The following is a 17,098-nucleotide window of genomic DNA, read 5'->3' as shown; positions in this document are numbered from 1 at the left end:
ACCCCCATAACGTGGGCATCAAATAGTGGGTGCCCGTACAGGAGGATGATCCAACAATGCTGATTTCCCAGCGCCCCACGCTGACCGAAGAGGTCGTGGCGGAGAACCGCTCGAAGTTCACCATCGAACCCCTCGAGCCGGGCTTCGGTTACACCCTCGGCAACTCGCTGCGTCGTACCCTGCTGTCCTCGATCCCGGGGGCCGCGGTCACGAGCATCCGCATCGACGGCGTCCTGCACGAGTTCACCACCGTTCCCGGTGTGAAGGAAGATGTCACCGACATCATCCTGAACCTCAAGGGTCTGGTCGTGTCCTCGGAAGAGGACGAGCCGGTGACCATGTACGTGCGCAAGCAGGGCCCGGGCACCGTCACCGCCGGTGACATCGTGCCGCCTGCCGGTGTTGTGGTGCACAACCCGGACATGCACATCGCCACCCTGAACGACAAGGGCAAGCTGGAGATCGAGCTCGTTGTCGAGCGCGGTCGCGGCTACGTCCCCGCCGTCCAGAACAAGGCCTCGGGTGCGGAAATCGGCCGGATCCCGGTGGACTCGATCTACTCGCCGGTGCTCAAGGTGACCTACAAGGTCGAGGCCACCCGTGTCGAGCAGCGCACCGACTTCGACCGTCTGATCCTGGACGTGGAGACCAAGAACTCCATCAGCGCCCGGGACGCGCTCGCCTCGGCGGGCAAGACCCTCGTCGAGCTCTTCGGCCTGGCCCGTGAGCTCAACATCGAAGCCGAAGGCATCGAGATCGGCCCCTCGCCGGCCGAGGCGGATCACATCGCCTCGTTCGGTCTGCCGATCGAGGACCTGGACCTCACCGTCCGGTCCTACAACTGCCTCAAGCGCGAAGGCGTGCACACCGTGGGCGAGCTCGTTGCCCGCACCGAGTCGGATCTGCTGGATATTCGCAACTTCGGCCAGAAGTCCATCGACGAGGTCAAGGTCAAGCTGCACGCGCTTGGTCTCTCGCTCAAGGACAGCCCGGCCTCGTTCGATCCCTCTTCCGTGGTGGGTTACGACGCGAGCACCGGAACGTGGAGCGACAGCGGCACGTTCAGTGACACCGATGGCGGCGAGCAGGACTACGCCGAGACCGAACAGCTTTAGGCCAATCGGGGTTGGCGCCCCGGCTCGGCCACACACACAGGAGAACAAACAATGCCCACTCCCAAGAAGGGTCGCCGGTTCGGCGGGTCGTCGTCGCACCAGAAGGCGATCTTCGCCAATCTGGCCACGGCGCTCTTCGAGCATGGCCGGATCACGACCACCGAGTCCAAGGCCAAGGCCGTGCGCCCCTACGCCGAGAAGATCATCACCAAGGCGAAGGGCGGCACCCTCGCCGACCGTCGCGAGGTGCTGAAGGACATCACCAACAAGGACGTCGTGCACACTCTGTTCGCAGAGATCGGCCCGTCGTTCGAGGGTCGTGAGGGTGGCTACACGCGCATCACCAAGACCGTCCCCCGCAAGGGTGACAACGCGCCGATGGCGATCATCGAGCTGGTTCGCGAGAAGACCGTGACCAACGAGGCCGATCGCGCCCGTCGCGTGGCCGCTTCGCAGCAGGCGGCTCCGGCTGCCGATGAGGTTGCCGAGGAGGCCCCCGCGGCCGAGGCGACCGACGAGGTTGCCGAGGCTCCGGCCGACGAGGACAAGAAGGACGCCTGACGGTGCTCCCCGCACCTGCGGGGACGCTCTGGCAGCCTGATTCGTCAGGAGTTCTCGAACGAGCCCGCCACCCTCTGGGTCGGCGGGCTCGTTTGCGTTAACCCCAGCATTGAGTGAGGTGGACCGCGTGCAGGATTCGATGATGTTGCCCGAGGGTGAGCTGCCGGCGCCGGTCGAGGCCTCGGCGCCGGTGGTTCCCGCCGAGGTGCCCGACCCGGTCGAGCCCGCGCCCGGCGCCGAGCCGATCGCACAGATCGTCTCCGAGTTGCCGCCGGAGGCCGGGCCCGAGGAACTCGCGGCGCCCGCCCCGGCCCGCGAGCAGATCCGGGTGCGGCTCGACATCGCCTACGACGGAACGGATTTCATCGGCTGGGCGCGACAGCCCGAGTTGCGGACGGTGCAGGGCGTGCTCGAGGAGGCACTCAGCAAGGTCTACCGCGAGACGATCCAGCTCACGGTCGCGGGCCGCACCGACTCGGGTGTGCACGCCGAGGGGCAGGTTGCCCACTTCGACACCACCGCAACGGATTTCGACGGTGCCAAGCTGGTCCACCGGATGGCGCGGTTCCTGCCGAAGGACGTCCGGATCAAGGCCGCCCGGATCGCGCCGCCGGAGTTCGACGCGCGCTTCTCGGCGATCCGCAGGCACTACGTGTACCGGCTCACCACCGCCCCGTACGGCGCCGAACCCCTGCAGGCCCGCAGCGTGGTCGGCTGCCGCAGCACCGTCGACCGCGAGGCCATGCGTGAGGCCTCACAGAAGTTGCTGGGGCTCAACGACTTCGCGGCCTTCTGCCGCCGCCGCGAGGGCGCGACCACGATTCGCGAGTTGCAGCGCTTCGACTGGGAACGCCGGGGCGATCTGCTGGTCGCCTACGTCAGTGCGGACGCCTTCTGCTGGTCCATGGTGCGCAGTCTGGTCGGTGCCATCCTCGCGGTGGGTGAGGGCCGCCGGACGCCCGAGTGGGCCGGTGACCTGCTGAGCGAGACCGAACGTTCCAGCTCGGTGACCGTAGCGCCCGCCCACGGCCTTTCGCTGATCGCCGTCGACTATCCGGCCGACGGCGAACTCGCCGCCCGCAATCTGCAGACCCGGGAGACCCGGACCGTGCCGCCCGTCGATCCCGGCTGCTGCGGCGACTGACCCCGGAGTAGCTTCGAGGCATGCGTGCCGACCTTCACGAAATGCTCCCGGGCAACCAGGAGACGCACTGGAAGGAGTTCTTCAATCAGGACTCCGCCCAGTTCTTTCCGCAGTTCGTCGGGCTGATCGCGGAGGAGGTCCGGCTGGACTACGCGCGGATGCGCCTGCCGTATCGCCCGCTGCTCGATCAGCCCGCGGGCGTGGTGCACGGTGGGGCCATCGCCACCCTGATCGACACCGTGGTCGTCCCGGCCGTGGCCAGCCGCTACGACGCCGTGCCCACGATGTTCACTGTCGACATGCAGATCCGGTATCTCGGCGCGGCGCGCGAACAGGATCTGATCGCGGAGGGCTGGATCACCAAGCGCGGCAAGTCGACCGTGTTCTGTCAGGCGGAGGTGCGTACCGCCGGTGACGACGAGGTGGTGGCCGAGGGTTGGCACGTCTACCGAGTGATGCCGCCGCGCTGATCGGGCCCGGCGCGGAACAAGGCGCGGCCGTGTGGCGTTGGGTGGGTCATGGCATTCGACCAACTTGGACGGTACGGAGTTTGGCTTCCCTTCAACGCGTTCGGCCCCGAGGGCGCGCGAGAACTGGAGGAGCTGGGATACGGCACGCTGTGGCTGGGTAGCTCGCCGGGTGCGGACGAACTCGTCGTCGCCGAAACACTCTTGGCGGCAACGTCATCCATCACGGTGGCGACGAGCATCGTGAACATCTGGAAGTCGCCGGCGGCCGAGATCGCCGAGGTCTTCCATCGGCTCGAGGCCGCCCATCCCGGCCGTTTCCTGCTCGGTATCGGTGCGGGCCATCCGGAGGCCAACGCCACCTACACCACGCCGTACGAGGCGCTGGTGGCCTACTTCGACGAGCTGGACGCCGCGGGCGTGCCCAAGGAGCGGCGTGCGCTGGCCGCCCTCGGCCCGCGCGTCCTGAAGCTGGCGCGCGAGCGCTCGCTCGGCGCGCTGCCGTACCTGGTGCCGGTGGAGCACACCGCTAGTGCCCGGGCGATTCTCGGCGACGGCGCGCTGCTGGCGACCGAGCACAAGGTCGTCATCGACGAGGATCCGGCCCGCGCCCGCGTCACCGCGCAGCCGCGCACCTCGTTCTACCTCGGACTGCGGAACTATGTCGCGAACCTGCGCCGCTTCGGTCTCACCGACGAGGATCTCGCGCAGCCCGGCGGTGACCGGTTCTATGACGCCGTGGTGGCGCACGGCAGCGCCGAGGCGGTCGCCGAGAAGCTGGGCGCGCACCTGGTGGCCGGGGCCGACCATGTGGCCATCCAGCCGCTCGCGGACGACCCGCTGCCCACGCTGCGCACCTTGGCGCCGCTGCTGAAGTAGGCGTTCACTCGGTTGACCGGCCGTACCCGTCCGCGGATGCGGCCGGTTTGCTGGCGGGCTGCTACGGCATCGTCCTAAAGGACTGTTAGGAAGCGAACGGCACACTTCCGTAACAACTGTGGTCACCGACACACTCGACTCCGATGGCGCGAAGAAGCGTCGAAGGAGGTAGGTGTGTCCACCGCAGTGAGCAAGATGCCGGAGCCCGATTCGGCTGCATTATCGGCGCCGACCAGTACCCGGCGCGCGATTCTGAACACGCTCAAGGGTTCTTCGGGAAATCTCGTCGAGTGGTACGACGTCTATATCTACACCGTCTTCGCGACTTATTTCCAGAATCAGTTCTTCGCGCCGGAGGACGAAAACTCCACCGTCTATGTTTACGCGATATTCGCGGTCACCTTCTTGATGCGCCCGATCGGCTCCTGGTATTTCGGGCGCTATGCCGATCGGCACGGCCGCCGCTCCGCGCTGGTGTTCAGCGTGACGCTGATGGCGGTCTGTTCCTTCGGCATCGCGATCATGCCCACCCGGGAGAGCATCGGTGTGGCCGCCGCGGCGATTCTCATCGTCTTCCGGCTGGTTCAGGGCTTCGCCACCGGCGGCGAATACGGGACCTCGGCGACCTACATGTCCGAGGTGGCGACCAAGGGCAAGCGCGGCTTCTTCTCCTCGTTCCAATACGTCACCCTGGTCGGCGGCCATGTGCTGGCGCAGTTCACCTTGCTGATCATGACCACCTTCCTGGAGAAGGGGCAGATCCAGGACTGGGCCTGGCGCATCCCGTTCGCCATCGGCGGACTGGCGGCGATCGTGGTGTTCTGGCTGCGGCGGGACATGGACGAGTCGCTGTCCAAGGAACACCTGGATGCCGCCCGCTCGGGCGCCGACCGTTCCTCGGGGTCGCTCAATGAATTGCTGGTCCGGCACTGGCGGCCGCTGCTGCTGTGCTTCATGATCACCATGGGTGGCACGGTGGCGTTCTACACCTACAGCGTGAACGCGCCCGCGATGGTGAAGAAGGCGTATGCCGACGATGCCACGGTGGCGACCTGGGTCAACCTGATCGGCCTGATCTTCCTGATGTGCCTGCAACCGGTGGGCGGCTGGATCAGCGACCGGGTCGGCCGCAAGCCGTTGCTGGTGTTCTTCGGGGTGGGCGGTGTGATCTACACCTACTTCCTGATCACCTTCGTGCCGAAGACCACCAATCCCTTTGCCACTTTCGGATTGCTGGCCATCGGATACATCATTCTGACCGGATATACCTCGATCAACGCGCTGGTCAAAGCCGAATTGTTCCCGGCAAACATCCGGGCGCTGGGCGTGGGACTGGGTTACGCGCTGGCCAACTCCGCCTTCGGCGGGACCGCGCCGGTGATCTACGAAGCGATGAAGAAGGCCGATATGGTGCCGCAGTTCATCGCCTATGTCACCGCGCTGATCGCGGGCTCGCTCCTGGTCTACATCTTCTTCCTGAAGAACAAGTCCACCACCGAGCTCGACCGCGAGGCCGGTCATGCCTTCGAGTCGGCCACGCCGGTTCGGGTCTCGTAGCTCATGACGGCGAGGCGGAAGCGGCCCGGCGGCGAACGCCGCATGGTTGCGAATGTGTTGCGCGGGCCCGTCGGCAACCCGGTCGAACGGTTCGGAGCGTGACCTCGTTTCCGCAGGCCGATCCACCGGCCGCCGCCGCGCCGATTCGCCCGCTATGGGAGGATCGGCGCGTGCGGCTTGCGGTTGTCGAAGATGATGATGGCGTCGGGGACGCCTTGGTCGAGGCCCTCAACGCCCGCGGCTACCGCGCCGAACGTAAGCGCCGTGGCAGTGACCTGCTGCTCGATCACCGCGGCTTCGACGCGGTCATCCTCGATCTGGGTCTGCCCGATGCGGACGGCCTGCAAATCCTGCGCCAGCTGCGCGCGGTGAGTTCGGTCCCGGTGCTGGTGCTGACAGCCCGCAGCGACGAGCGCTCCATCGTGCGCGGCCTGCGTGGCGGCGCCGACGACTACCTGGTGAAACCGCCGCGCATCGCCGAGTTGATGGCCCGTCTGGAGACCGTGCTGCGCCGGGCCGCTATCGCTACCCAGCCCACACCGCCGGTGGTGGTCACGGGTGACGTGCGCGTCGACCTGGCGACCCGCGTCGTCGAGGTGGCCGGGAAGCCGGTCGCCTTGACTCCCAAAGAGTTCGAACTGGTGGAGGCGCTCGTCGAACGGCCCGGCTCCGCGGTCAGCCGCCAGCAGCTCATGGACCGGATCTGGGGCGACGCCTTCGTGGCGGTCTCGCGCTCCCTCGACGTCCACATGACGGCGCTGCGCGCGAAGTTGGGGCGGCCCGGCTTGATCACCACCATCCGTGGGTACGGCTACCGGTGGGGCGAATGACCGGGGGCAGTGTCGGAAGGGAAGTGCGGTGCGGCGCAGGCTCCTGTTCGCGCTGACGGTTTTCGCGGCGATCGCGGTGCTGGCCTTCGCGGTGCCGCTCTCGCTGACGTACGCGACTAGCCGGACGCAGGAGCTGGTGCTCGGCCGCAACGGTGACGCCGACCGGTTCGCGACCATCGCCGACGCCGCCGTGGCCGACAAGGATCCGCGGGCGCTGATCGAGGAGATCGTGCGCTATCACGAGCTGTACGGCGAGAACGTACTGGTCGTGGACGCGCGCGGTGCGACAACCGTGAACGCCGGAGTCGACATCACCGACCCGGTGATCGCCGCCGCGGTGGCCGGCGCGCGCCGCAACCTGCGGCCGCATCCGGTCGAGCGCCTGAACCCCTGGGACGACTCGACCATGCTGGTCGCGCGGCCGGTGGGCACCGGGGTGCAGGTCAACGGCGCGGTGGTCATCGAGGCCTCCACGGAGCGTGCGCGCGGCGATATCGCCAGGGCGTGGGGGTTGATCGGCGCCGGGGGTGTGGTCGCGATGGCGGTGTTCACGCTGCTCGCGCTGACGCTCAGCCGCTGGGTGCTGCGCCCGCTGGCGGCGCTGTCGGCCGCGGTGGCGGCGCTGACCGCGACGCTGCCGAAGCCGCGCACCGGCGCGACCGCGCCGGTGTCGATCGCCCGGAACTACGGCGGCCCACCCGAAATGCGAGCGGTCGCTGAATCTTTCGACGCCATGGCGCTGGCTGTCGCCGACTCCGTGGACGCGCAACGGCAACTCGTCGCGGACACCGCGCACGCCATGCGGAATCCGCTGGCGGCGTTGGCGATCCGCCTGGACTCGCTGGAGCTGGATATCCCCGACACCGCCGCCCCGATCTTCCGCCGCGCCAGCGCCGAAGTCGACCGGTTGACCGCGCTGCTGGACGGACTGCTCACCCTCGCCGTGGCGGAGACGCCGACGGCCTTCGATCTCTCCGCCCACGATCCCGAGAACCATTGCGATGTAAGGCAGGTCGTGGCCGATCGGATCGACGCCTGGCACTCGGCCTTCGAGAGCGCGGGCATGGAGTTGCGCTCGGAGACCGTTCGACGGGACGCCGTCGAGACCGTCCTGGCCGGGTCGGAATCGGCGCGTGGCCACGGCGGGGGACTCGCCCTGCGCGCCGAGCCGGACACCGAGCCCGGCGCGGACTGGGAATCGTGTCCCGACGGCGCGGAAACCTATGCCGGGGACAAGACCCGGCCCACCGAGGTCGCGTTGCCCGCGGACGTCCTCGCGCAGATTCTCGATGTCCCCCTGAGCAATTCGTGCCGCTACGCCGGCTCCGGCGCGCACACCACGGTCACCGTGGCGACCGAGCCGCGCTGGGTCACCATCACCGTGCGCGACGACGGCACCGGCGTCCCCCGCGAGGAGATCGACAAGCTGACCACCCGCTTCTTCCGCGGCTCCGCCGCACCGGCGGGCGGTTCCGGCCTCGGGCTGCCGATCGCCACCGCGCTGGCCCAATCCCGGGGCGGCACCTTGACCGTCGAACCGGCCCGGCCCAGCGGGCTCGCCATCATGCTCCGGCTGCCCGCGGTGGTTTCGGCATGACCTCGTCGAGATCCGCCGTACGAGTGACACACTCGGGACTTGTCGAGGGGGTGTGCGCGTGATGGATCGGCGGGGATTCCTCGGTCTGGCGGCCGCCGGGCTGGCGGCGGGAGTGACTGCCGGGTGCGGGGGAAGTTCGAACGCCGGTACGGTGCGGCTCGGATCGGGCGAGCCGGGCGGGTTCTACAACGCGTTCGCGCGCTTGCTGGCCGACGTCGCGGACGAGGCGGGCACGGTGCGGATCGACCCGATCGACACCTACGGATCGCGGACGAATCTGACGATGCTGGTGCGCGGTGAGGTGGATGCCGCACTGGCGCTGGTGGATTCGATCGAGGGCGGGGAGCACGTCCTGGCCCTGGGCCGGGTCTACGAGAACTATCTGCAATTGGCGGTGCGGGCGGACAGCCCGATCCAGCGGATAGCCGATCTGCGGGGCGCCCGGGTGAGCCTGGGCGCGGTCGGGTCCGGCGCCGCGATGACCGGCGAGCGGCTGCTCTGGGCGGCGGGTTTCGAGCCGGGTGTGGATATCGTGATCGAACACCGCGGGCTGCGAAACGCGGTGGCGGCGTTGGACTCCGGCGGCGTGGACGCGCTGCTGTGGGCCGGTGGCGTACCGACGGCCGCGCTCGCCGTGCCGCGCCTGCGGCTGCTGGATCTGGACGAACTCGCGACGCCGCTGCGTTCGCGCTTCGGGCACGTCTACGACCGCGTGCAGATTCCCGCCGACGCCTACCCGGGCGGTTCCGCGGTGCACACCATCGGCGTCGCGAACCTGCTGCTCGCCGCGCCCAGCATGCCGGATGCCGCCGCGGCCGCCATCGTCGATCTGCTACTGGGCCGCGCCGATGCCCTGGTTCCGGCCGAGGCCGCGGGCACGCAGTTCCTCGATGCTCGCTCGCTCACCGGTACCGGCTCGATCGCGCTGCACCCGGGTGCCGCCGAGGTCTACCGCCGCCGCCACGGCTGACGACGCCGGCCACCGCTGTCAGGAACGGACCAGGCGCGCGATGGCGTCGGTGGCTTCCTTGATCTTGGCCTCGGCTTCCGGGCCGCCGGCGACGGCGGCATCGACGACGCAGTGGCTGATGTGGTCCTCGAGCAGGCCCATGGCCACGGCTTGCAGGGCCTTCGTCATCGCGGAGACCTGGGTGAGGATGTCGATGCAGTACTTCTCTTCTTCGACCATCCGTTGCAGGCCGCGGGCCTGACCCTCGATCCGGCGCAGCCGCTTGAGGTAGTCGTCCTTGGCGGTGATGTAACCGTGGGCGGAATGGTCGTGTCCGCCGGTTTCCGGGGTGGTTGTCACCGGTGTTCTCCTCGTCCTAGCAGTGGCCGGGTTGAATCTTCGCAGATGCGGGGTGCACCGGTCGTGTCGTTATACCCCCCTAGGGTACATTCGGCGGGGCGGGTTGTCAGGTACGCGGGACGGCGGGTGTCTCCAGCGCGTCGGTGAGGCCGTGTGGATCTAGGTCCGCGCCGCGGCCGCGCTGGGCCAGCATGATCCCGCCGAGCACCACCACGCTGCCCGCCAGCTGGATCGGCGTCACCGTCTCGCCGAGCAGCAGCCACGACAGCGCCACCGCGAACATGACCTCGCTGAGCAGGATCAGCGACATCAGCGTCGATCCGATCCGCGCCGCGCCCGCCACGCCGCACAGGTAGGCGATGACCGTGCTGATCAGGACCAGCAGGGCCAGCGACAGGAACGCCGGAATTCGATGATCGGCCAGCGTGACCGTGCCGGCGCCGATGTGCACCGGCAGTACCTGCACGGCGGCGAGCAGCCAGCTGGTCGCGGCCGCGACGGTCAGTCCGGTGCCGAGCAGCACCACCGGGCGCACCTGCGCCGTCGTGCGCTCGGACAGCAGGAACAACGCCGCGTTGCACACCATCGACAGCCCGGCCCAGCCGAGCCCCGGCAGGCTCAGTCCGCCCGCGCCGAACACATTGATGACCAGCGCGGCGCCGCCGATCGCGAGGGCCGCGCCCAGCAGCGTCGCCGCGCCCGGTCGTTGCCCGCGCACCAGCCAGTTCCATCCGATCACCGCGATCGGGGCCAGGAACTGGATCATCAGCGACACTCCGACCTGCAAATACTCCAGGGACAGAAAGAAGGTCGCCTGCACGCCGGCGATCGCGATCACACCGAACGCGATGATCGCCCGGGTGTGCCGCACGCTCGCGCGCAGCCCGGCCGGATCGCGCCACGCCGCCAGGAGCAGCAGTACCGCCGCGGCGGCGGTCAGCCGGATCGCCAGCACCGCGCCCGGCGACCAATCGGCGCCGAGCACCGATTTCGCGAACGAGCCCGAACTCGCGAACGCCAGCCCGCTCGCCACTGTCAGCCATGCACCTGCCCGCGCCCGCGTCACAACCCACCTCATCCGAAATTCAAGTCATCCCATCTTTGCTCAGCCGCAAGGTTTCGGATCGGCCGGGTCGGAACCCGGATGCGCGGGCCGGGAAGTGAAACGAGAGAATCGCATGCATGAGTGCGCATCCCCGGCCTGCCCTCGCCGTCATCGGTGGCAGTGGTTTCTATGACTTCTTCGACAACGACGCGATCCACGTCGAGGTCGACACCCCGTACGGCAAGCCGAGCGCGCCGGTCGCGATCGGCGAGGTCGAGGGCCGCGCGGTGGCGTTCATCCCGCGCCACGGCAAGCAGCACGAGTTCGCGCCGCACACCCTGCCCTACCAGGCCAACATGTGGGCGCTGCGCACGCTCGGCGTGCGCCGGATCTTCGCCCCGTGCGCGGTGGGCAGCCTGCGTGCCGACTGGGGGCCGGGCACGGTCGCGGTGCCGGACCAGCTGGTCGACCGGACCTCGGGCCGCCCGCAGACCTTCTTCGACGGTGGCGGCGTGCACGTCTCCTTCGCCGACCCGTACTGCGAGGACCTCCGCACCGCCGCGGCCAAGGCCGAATCGGCCGAGCTGACCGTGCAGGCGTCCGGCACGATGGTCGTCGTGCAGGGCCCGCGCTTCTCCACCCGCGCGGAGAGCCGCTGGTTCGCCGGGCAGGGCTGGGATCTGGTCAACATGACCGGTCATCCCGAGGCTGTCCTCGCCCGTGAACTCGAAATGTGCTACGCCGCAGTGGCTTTGGTCACGGATCTGGATGCCGGGCTGGAAGAGGGCGATGGAGTGCACGCGGTGGACGTGTTCGCCGAGTTCAAGCGGAACCTCGATCCGTTCAAGGAGTTGATCCGCGGTGCTGTCGCCGCGGTCGATGGCACCGATACCTGCGATCGTTGCCGCGTGCACGCCGGGGTCACGCTGCCGTTCGAGCTGCCGTAGGCGGCGTTCTCGGGCGGAAGTGGCGGTCCGGCGAACTACCATGATCCGGTGAGCTGGCCGGAAGGTTCCCGGCAGCCGGGATGATCGCCCGCGCGGCGGAATGCTGTTGCGCGGGAGCCGAGTTGGCCCTCGGTGGCAATTTCGAACGCGGGTGGACATTGATGAAGGTGCTGGTAACCGGGGCGGCCGGGTTCCTCGGATCGCAGGTGCGCCGGGTGCTGTCCGAAGCGGGTCACGATGTGGCCGGGATCGATCTGATGATCGAGGCCGTGCACGGTGCGGGCGCGGAGCCGCCGGACGGTGTCGTGCGGATCGACATTCGTGACGCGGAGGCACTGGCCCCGGTGTTGCGTGGCGTCGATGTCGTCTGCCATTTCGCCGGGGCCACCGGAACGGATTGTGGTCCAGCGGATTACGCGTCCAGCAACGATCACGGCACCGCCGCTCTGCTGGCGGCGATGGGCGCGGCCAAGGTGCGCCGCCTGGTGCTGGCCTCCTCGGTCGCCGTCTACGGCGAGGGCCGATACCGCACCGTCCGCGGCGGCCCGTTCTTTCCCGGTGTCCGCCCGCGCGCCGAGTTGGACCGCGGCATGTTCGATCACCGCGCGCCCCGCACCGGCGAGATTCTGACCTGGGAGCCGGTTTCCGAGGACGCCCCGTTGCGCCCGCGCGGTTTCTACGCGGCGAGCAAAGCGGCGCAGGAGAATTACGCGTTCGCCTGGGGCCTGTCCACCGGTGCCGCGGTCACCGTGCTGCGCTTCCATTCGGTGTACGGCGCGGGCGCGCACTCCGGCCTGCCCGCCCAGTTCCGCGACGCCCTCGCCGCCGGTGCCGCACCGCACGTCTACGAAGACGGCGGCCAGGTCAGAGATTTCGTGCACGTCAGCGACGCCGCCGCGGCCACCCGCGCCGCGGTCGAACGCGCCCTACCCGGGTTCCTTCCCCTGAACATCGCCTCCGGCCACCCGATCACGATCTGGGAAGTCGCGTCCATCATGTCCAAGGCCCGCTCCGGTCCCACTCCTATCGTCACCGGTCAATACCGCCTCCCTGACATCCGCCACTTCCTCGCCTCCCCGGAGCGAGCCCGCCAAGCCCTCAACTTCACCGCCCTCACCACACCTCGAATCGGCCTGACCGAATTCGCGACCTCCCCAACCCCACCCCCTGTCGAAACCACCACCCCGGTCACGAGCGAGCCCTGAAAGACGGCAGACGCCTCGGTGATGTCCTACCTGTTCACGAGAGGGGCCGGGCTAGGCTCGCGGGGTGGATGAACCGATGCGGCTCGAGGTGATCGTCGCTAGTACGCGACCCGAGCGGTTCGCGCCGGTGGTGGCCGATTGGTTTGTGCGGGCTGCGCGGGGGAGGGGTGAGTTCGATACCGGTGTCATCGATCTCATCGATGCGGGGCTGCCCGAGAATCTCGTCGATACGCCCGAGGTCGAGGCCTTCCGGGCGCGGTTGGCGGGCGCGGACGCCTTTGTCGTGGTCACTTCCGAGTACAACCATGGCTATCCGGCGGCACTGAAGACCGCCTTCGACAGTGCGAAGCACGAATGGCGCGCCAAGCCGATCGGGTTCGTCTCCTACGGCGGTCTGTCGGGCGGGTTGCGTGCGGTCGAACAGCTGCGGCAAGTGGTGGCCGAGCTCCATATGGTGTCGATTCGTGAGACCGCCAGCTTCCATCAAGCCAAGAAGCAGTTCGACAAGGCCGGTAACACCCAGGATGGCGCCGCGATCGATGCCGCCGAGCGCCTTCTCACCCAACTCGCCTGGTGGGCAACGACTCTCCGGTCGGCCCGCCTCGCGAATCCCTACCCGGGCTGAGCCGGCCGTACCTGCCGATGCGTGGCCACGCCGCAGATCAGCGCACCGGCCCCGCACCCTGCATCTGCCGCTGCCGCCCACGCGGCTGACCGATGTACGTGGCTTCGCGCGGAATCGAGACCAGCGTCAGGTCGACCTGGGCCGTGCCGGTTCGCAGGATGACGTGGTTGCCGATGGCGCCGGGCTGGTGGATGGACAGGTCGGGGCGGGTGGCGGGCCAGCCCATCGGATCGCCGGTGACGTAGATGGTGGTGACGCCGGCGTGCGGCGCGGGCGCGAGGACGCCGTCGACCACGGTGGCGGTGAAACCCGCGTCGGACTGGTGGGTTTCGACGGCGATGGTGAGGCGCTCGGGGTTGCCGACGGTCTGCACCAGCTGCTCCCAGGCGTGGGCGCGGTCGGTGCGGATCAGGATGCGCTCGCCGACGGCCAGCGCGCGGAACACCAACTGCTGGGCCAGGTACAGCTCGCCGGCCACGTACACCGTCGAGATGCCCTGGCCGATGATGCGTACCGCGACGCCCTGGTTCTCCTCGTCGGAGCCGATCAGCTGACCGCATCCCGAGGACGGCAGGTGCAGCGCGCCGATCACATCGATCGGGTATTCGGTCATCGGGACTGTGTCGTCGACGCCGGGCGCGGCCAGCGGCATGTGCGCGAGCAGCCCGTCCCGGTGCCGTCCGGCCATCGAGATCATGCCCTTGAGCTTGGACCGCTCCGGCAGTTCGCGTGCGGTCAAACGCCAAGCGGCGCCGATGCTTACGGTTTCGGCGGAGCTGCCGGGCCGCAGCCGCACGGCCACGGTGGTGCCGCGCGACGGCGCCACCCACAGCTGCGCGAGCAGGTCGGAGCCGAGCCGCTTCGGGTCGACCGCGGCGCCGATGTTCACGGCGTTGCCGATCTCGGCGTAGCGCCAGCGGTGCGTCAGGTTGCGCGGGTCGAAGCCCGCGGTGATCTGCAGGACGGCCTTGCGGATTTCCGGGGCGGTGAGAATGCGGGCGCTGCAGTCGCCGTCTTCGAGTGCGCGCATGATCCGTTGCGTCGCAATGGTTACCGCGCGGGACGCGCCTTCGGTGCCGCCGCCGCGCCGGGCCGCGGCCTCGGGGCAGGTGATGGCGTCGAAGCTGATGGCGAGCCAGACGGCGCGGTGCGCGGTGGCGGGCAGCGGGCCGAGCAGCGATTCGTAGATCTTGCCCGCGGGGGTGCCGGCGCGGCTGCGGTGACCGTGACTGATGATGTCGATGCCGCTGAGCAGAATGTCGTGCTGGTTGAGGCACTGCGCCAGCTCGGGCAGCGGCAGCAGGTGCGAGGCGTGCACGGTGGAGGACGAGATCCGGGTCAGCCCGCCGCGCGGGGGCAGCACCTCGACGACGGTGACGACGCGGCTGCCGTCCCAGTACAGGCCGAGGGAGCGATCGTCGGGGCCGCGGAAATCGACGGTGTCACCGATTTGATAGTCGGTTTTGGTGACGTAGCGCCACCAGGTCGCGATCCAGTCGAGCAGGGTGCGCTTGGCGATCGGGATCAGCGGAATCAGTGCCGCCACAACGGCAATGCCGAGGGCGATCCACTTGTCCAGCCCGGCGATCAGCGCGACCAAGCCGAAGACCAGGGCGATAACCTGCGCTACCAGCAGGTTCTGCAGCGTGATCCGGCCAAAAAGTGGACGCGGTCCTGCCCCAGTGGATTCGGCCATCTTTGTCCCCCATGCACCCGATATCGACCGCTTTCCACCGGTCGAGCTGAACAAGACTCCCCGGGAACTGTACTGTGTTGCCCGAACGAGAGCACTGTTCGGGGGAGGAAAGATGCCTTCAAAACCCACTACGCGCTGGCAGGTGAGCGGTTACCGCTTCCTGGTGCGCCGGATGGAACACGCCCTGGTCCGCCGGGATGTGCGCATGCTGCACGATCCGATGCGATCCCAGTCGCGGGCCTATGCCGCCGGCTTGGTGCTGGCCATCGTCGTGCTGGCCGGCTGCGGCATTCTCGCGCTGCTGCGCCCGCAGGACAAGATCGGCAACAACACCCTGCTGATCGGCAAGGAGTCCGGCGGCGTCTACGTGGTGATCGACAATGTCGTGCACCCCGCCCTGAACCTCGCCTCCGCGCGCCTGGCCTCCGGCGAATCGGGCAAGCCCGCCACCGTGAAGGAATCCGAGCTCGGCAAGAAGCCGCGCGGCCAGCTGATCGGCATTCCCGGCGCGCCCGCCGCGCTGCGTTTCGACAAGGACGGCAAGGGCCGCAGCTGGACCGTGTGCGACGTCCGAACCGGCGCCGGCAGTACCGATCTCGCCACCAGCGTCATCGCCGGCAATCCGGATCTGGGCGCGAAGGCCTCGGTCATGCCGACCGAGAAAGCGCTGCTGGTGAAGGCCAAGGACAAGACCTACCTGGTGTTCGACAACAAGCGCGCCGAGGTCGATCTGAACGAGCGCGCCGTCACCGACGCACTCGGCATCACGGGGGAGAAGCCGCAGAAGGTCAGCGAGGGTCTGCTGAACGCGATCCCCGAGGTGCTGCCGCTGAAGTCGCCGAAGTTCGACAACCGCGGTGGCTCGGTCAGTTACACGATCAACAACCATCGCATCGGCGACGTCGTGCAGGTGCCGTCCGAGAAGGACGTGTACTACGTGGTGCTGGCCGACGGCCTGCAGCAGGTGTCGAAGCTGACCGCCGACATCATCAAGAACTCCAACCCGAACCAGTCCGACGACACCCGCATCAGCCAGGCCGAACGCACGGCGGCGAATGTCTCCAAGGCGCTGCTGGTCGAGGACTACCCGAAGCTCGCGCCGAAGCTGGTCTCCCAGGATGACCAGCTGGTCAGCTGCCTGTCCTGGAAGCCGATTCCGGAAGCCGCGGACAACAAGGACGGCAAGCGCGCCGACCTCACCATCCTGAGCGGGGTGAAGCTGCCGATCCCGGACAACGCCAGGACCGTCTCGCTGGCCCAGGCCGACGGCTCCGGCCCCAACGCCGACTCCGTCTACATCCCGCCGGCCAGCGGCGCCTTCGTGCAGACCACGGGCATCGAGCCCGACAGCCGGCGCAAGGACAGCATGTTCTACATCGCCGATACCGGCGTGCGCTTCGGTATCAAGAACTCCGACGCGCAGAAGGCCTTGGGCATGGACACCGATTCCGGCGTGAAACCGGAGCCGGCCCCGTGGCCGATCGTCGGATTGCTGGCCAACGGACCGACTTTGGGCCGCGAGGAAGCCATGGTCGCCCACGACGGCGTCTCGGCGGATCCGGCCCCGGCGAAGCAGACGGTCGGTAAGGCCAGCGGTTAGCCGTTCGCTCTGGTGCGTCCCGCGACGCACCAGAGCGTGATCAGCGGGCAGAGCATCAGCAGTTCGGCGCCGGCGAAGCTGGACGGGGGACTGTAGAACGCGTCGTATCGCAGCAGCGTCAGGATCAGCACGACGGTCTGGCCCAGCAGGACGAACACGCACGCCGTGGCCACCAGGTAGCGGCCGATCCCGGAGCGCCGGACCATGATCAGGAGCGCGCCGAGCAGCAGCAAGGCGGCGACCAGCCCGAACGCGTAGGTCGCCACGACCAGCACCCGATAGGGGCTGAGCGCGAATGCGCCCAGGTGAATGTAGGTGCCCGCCTGGAACTTCGGCCGGGTGGATTTGTCCCAGGCTTCCATGGTCTCGAATCCCCAGAGCAGCGCCCCGAGAACGGCCAGCGTGACCCCCGCCGCCTGCCGACCGGCCAACTGGCCGCGCCCCACGCTTACCGCCACACTGCTCATGTCGAACCTCGCTCGCTAGCACTCACCTCGATCGTGAGCCTGCGTTATCGTCGC

General features: G+C 68.5%; 17 protein-coding genes. 13 read left to right on the top strand and 4 right to left on the bottom strand.

The genetic code is table 11. From position 1 onward, the window contains the following. Positions 1-56 precede the first annotated feature (56 nt). The 9 genes from AB0H76_RS36975 (at position 57) to AB0H76_RS36935 (ending at position 9,120) form a co-directional block, all read left to right on the top strand. Entirely contained in the window at positions 57-1,115 is a 1,059-nt protein-coding gene (locus AB0H76_RS36975; protein WP_357300218.1) for a DNA-directed RNA polymerase subunit alpha, read from the top strand. Between the two features lie 51 nt (positions 1,116-1,166). Then, entirely contained in the window at positions 1,167-1,676 is a 510-nt protein-coding gene (gene rplQ / locus AB0H76_RS36970; RefSeq protein ID WP_357331990.1) for a 50S ribosomal protein L17, read from the top strand. Positions 1,677-1,803: 127 nt separating this feature from the next. Further along, positions 1,804-2,820, top strand: coding sequence for a tRNA pseudouridine(38-40) synthase TruA (truA, locus tag AB0H76_RS36965; protein WP_357331988.1), 1,017 nt, complete (start codon positions 1,804-1,806; stop codon positions 2,818-2,820). Positions 2,821-2,840: 20 nt separating this feature from the next. Continuing rightward, positions 2,841-3,290 (top strand): PaaI family thioesterase, encoded by a 450-nt coding sequence (locus AB0H76_RS36960; protein WP_357331986.1) that lies wholly within the window; start codon positions 2,841-2,843, stop codon positions 3,288-3,290. A gap of 48 nt (positions 3,291-3,338) precedes the next feature. Further along, a complete protein-coding gene (locus tag AB0H76_RS36955) occupies positions 3,339-4,166 on the top strand; it encodes an LLM class F420-dependent oxidoreductase (RefSeq protein ID WP_357331984.1) in 828 nt (275 codons plus the stop codon). A 195-nt stretch (positions 4,167-4,361) separates the two neighbouring features. After that, a complete protein-coding gene (locus tag AB0H76_RS36950; protein WP_357332228.1) occupies positions 4,362-5,723 on the top strand; it encodes an MFS transporter in 1,362 nt (453 codons plus the stop codon). 170 nt (positions 5,724-5,893) lie between these two features. After that, on the top strand, positions 5,894-6,553 hold the full coding sequence (locus AB0H76_RS36945; protein ID WP_357331982.1) for a response regulator transcription factor: 660 nt from the start codon (positions 5,894-5,896) through the stop codon (positions 6,551-6,553). Between the two features lie 28 nt (positions 6,554-6,581). Next, positions 6,582-8,150, top strand: a complete 1,569-nt coding sequence (locus tag AB0H76_RS36940) for a HAMP domain-containing sensor histidine kinase (protein WP_357331980.1) — start codon at positions 6,582-6,584, stop codon at positions 8,148-8,150. Between the two features lie 61 nt (positions 8,151-8,211). Beyond that, positions 8,212-9,120, top strand: a complete 909-nt coding sequence (locus AB0H76_RS36935; RefSeq protein WP_357332226.1) for a TAXI family TRAP transporter solute-binding subunit — start codon at positions 8,212-8,214, stop codon at positions 9,118-9,120. 18 nt (positions 9,121-9,138) lie between these two features. On the opposite strand, the gene AB0H76_RS36930 is transcribed toward AB0H76_RS36935, so the two are convergent. Together AB0H76_RS36930 and AB0H76_RS36925 are read right to left on the bottom strand one after the other, a co-directional pair. Next, positions 9,139-9,459: a metal-sensitive transcriptional regulator gene (locus AB0H76_RS36930; protein WP_194817391.1), complete on the bottom strand. Its 321-nt coding sequence runs from the start codon at positions 9,457-9,459 to the stop codon at positions 9,139-9,141. Positions 9,460-9,565: 106 nt separating this feature from the next. Beyond that, the gene (locus AB0H76_RS36925) at positions 9,566-10,537 is read right to left on the bottom strand and encodes a DMT family transporter (RefSeq protein WP_357331977.1); all 972 of its coding nucleotides are present in this window, start codon (positions 10,535-10,537) and stop codon (positions 9,566-9,568) included. A 104-nt stretch (positions 10,538-10,641) separates the two neighbouring features. Between AB0H76_RS36925 and AB0H76_RS36920 the strand changes: the two genes are divergently transcribed. The 3 genes from AB0H76_RS36920 (at position 10,642) to AB0H76_RS36910 (ending at position 13,281) form a co-directional block, all read left to right on the top strand. After that, positions 10,642-11,451: an S-methyl-5'-thioadenosine phosphorylase gene (locus AB0H76_RS36920; RefSeq protein ID WP_357331975.1), complete on the top strand. Its 810-nt coding sequence runs from the start codon at positions 10,642-10,644 to the stop codon at positions 11,449-11,451. Positions 11,452-11,612: 161 nt separating this feature from the next. Continuing rightward, complete coding sequence (locus tag AB0H76_RS36915) at positions 11,613-12,656, top strand: NAD-dependent epimerase/dehydratase family protein (RefSeq protein ID WP_357331973.1); 1,044 nt, start codon at positions 11,613-11,615, stop codon at positions 12,654-12,656. 76 nt (positions 12,657-12,732) lie between these two features. After that, positions 12,733-13,281: an NAD(P)H-dependent oxidoreductase gene (locus AB0H76_RS36910; RefSeq protein WP_357332224.1), complete on the top strand. Its 549-nt coding sequence runs from the start codon at positions 12,733-12,735 to the stop codon at positions 13,279-13,281. Between the two features lie 37 nt (positions 13,282-13,318). Here the strand turns inward: AB0H76_RS36910 and eccE are convergent, their stop codons facing one another. Beyond that, a complete protein-coding gene (gene eccE, locus AB0H76_RS36905; protein WP_357331971.1) occupies positions 13,319-14,977 on the bottom strand; it encodes a type VII secretion protein EccE in 1,659 nt (552 codons plus the stop codon). A gap of 112 nt (positions 14,978-15,089) precedes the next feature. On the opposite strand from eccE, the gene eccB reads away from it, so the two are divergent. Then, a complete protein-coding gene (gene eccB / locus AB0H76_RS36900) occupies positions 15,090-16,577 on the top strand; it encodes a type VII secretion protein EccB (RefSeq protein WP_357331969.1) in 1,488 nt (495 codons plus the stop codon). On the opposite strand, the gene AB0H76_RS36895 is transcribed toward eccB, so the two are convergent. Then, positions 16,574-17,044, bottom strand: coding sequence for a hypothetical protein (locus AB0H76_RS36895; protein ID WP_357331967.1), 471 nt, complete (start codon positions 17,042-17,044; stop codon positions 16,574-16,576). The genes eccB and AB0H76_RS36895 overlap by 4 nt on opposite strands. Between the last annotated feature and the right edge of the window lie 54 nt (positions 17,045-17,098).

It is taken from the genome of Nocardia sp. NPDC050712 (genome assembly GCF_040654295.1).
Lineage (GTDB): Bacteria > Actinomycetota > Actinomycetes > Mycobacteriales > Mycobacteriaceae > Nocardia.
The sequence above is the reverse complement of the archived record's forward strand: the minus strand, read 5'-3'. Positions and strand labels throughout refer to the sequence as shown.

What these genes read in the sequence shown, in the direction of transcription:
- AB0H76_RS36935 (WP_357332226.1), top strand. Translation starts at nt 8,212, where the DNA reads ATGGATCGGCGGGGATTCCTCGGTCTGGCGGCCGCCGGGCTGGCGGCG.
- AB0H76_RS36975 (WP_357300218.1), top strand. Translation starts at nt 57, where the DNA reads ATGCTGATTTCCCAGCGCCCCACGCTGACCGAAGAGGTCGTGGCGGAG.
- rplQ (WP_357331990.1), top strand. Translation starts at nt 1,167, where the DNA reads ATGCCCACTCCCAAGAAGGGTCGCCGGTTCGGCGGGTCGTCGTCGCAC.
- eccB (WP_357331969.1), top strand. Translation starts at nt 15,090, where the DNA reads ATGCCTTCAAAACCCACTACGCGCTGGCAGGTGAGCGGTTACCGCTTC.
- AB0H76_RS36895 (WP_357331967.1), bottom strand. Translation starts at nt 17,044, where the DNA reads ATGAGCAGTGTGGCGGTAAGCGTGGGGCGCGGCCAGTTGGCCGGTCGG.
- eccE (WP_357331971.1), bottom strand. Translation starts at nt 14,977, where the DNA reads ATGGCCGAATCCACTGGGGCAGGACCGCGTCCACTTTTTGGCCGGATC.
- AB0H76_RS36955 (WP_357331984.1), top strand. Translation starts at nt 3,339, where the DNA reads ATGGCATTCGACCAACTTGGACGGTACGGAGTTTGGCTTCCCTTCAAC.
- AB0H76_RS36920 (WP_357331975.1), top strand. Translation starts at nt 10,642, where the DNA reads ATGAGTGCGCATCCCCGGCCTGCCCTCGCCGTCATCGGTGGCAGTGGT.
- AB0H76_RS36960 (WP_357331986.1), top strand. Translation starts at nt 2,841, where the DNA reads ATGCGTGCCGACCTTCACGAAATGCTCCCGGGCAACCAGGAGACGCAC.
- AB0H76_RS36910 (WP_357332224.1), top strand. Translation starts at nt 12,733, where the DNA reads ATGCGGCTCGAGGTGATCGTCGCTAGTACGCGACCCGAGCGGTTCGCG.
- AB0H76_RS36915 (WP_357331973.1), top strand. Translation starts at nt 11,613, where the DNA reads ATGAAGGTGCTGGTAACCGGGGCGGCCGGGTTCCTCGGATCGCAGGTG.
- AB0H76_RS36925 (WP_357331977.1), bottom strand. Translation starts at nt 10,537, where the DNA reads ATGAGGTGGGTTGTGACGCGGGCGCGGGCAGGTGCATGGCTGACAGTG.
- AB0H76_RS36950 (WP_357332228.1), top strand. Translation starts at nt 4,362, where the DNA reads ATGCCGGAGCCCGATTCGGCTGCATTATCGGCGCCGACCAGTACCCGG.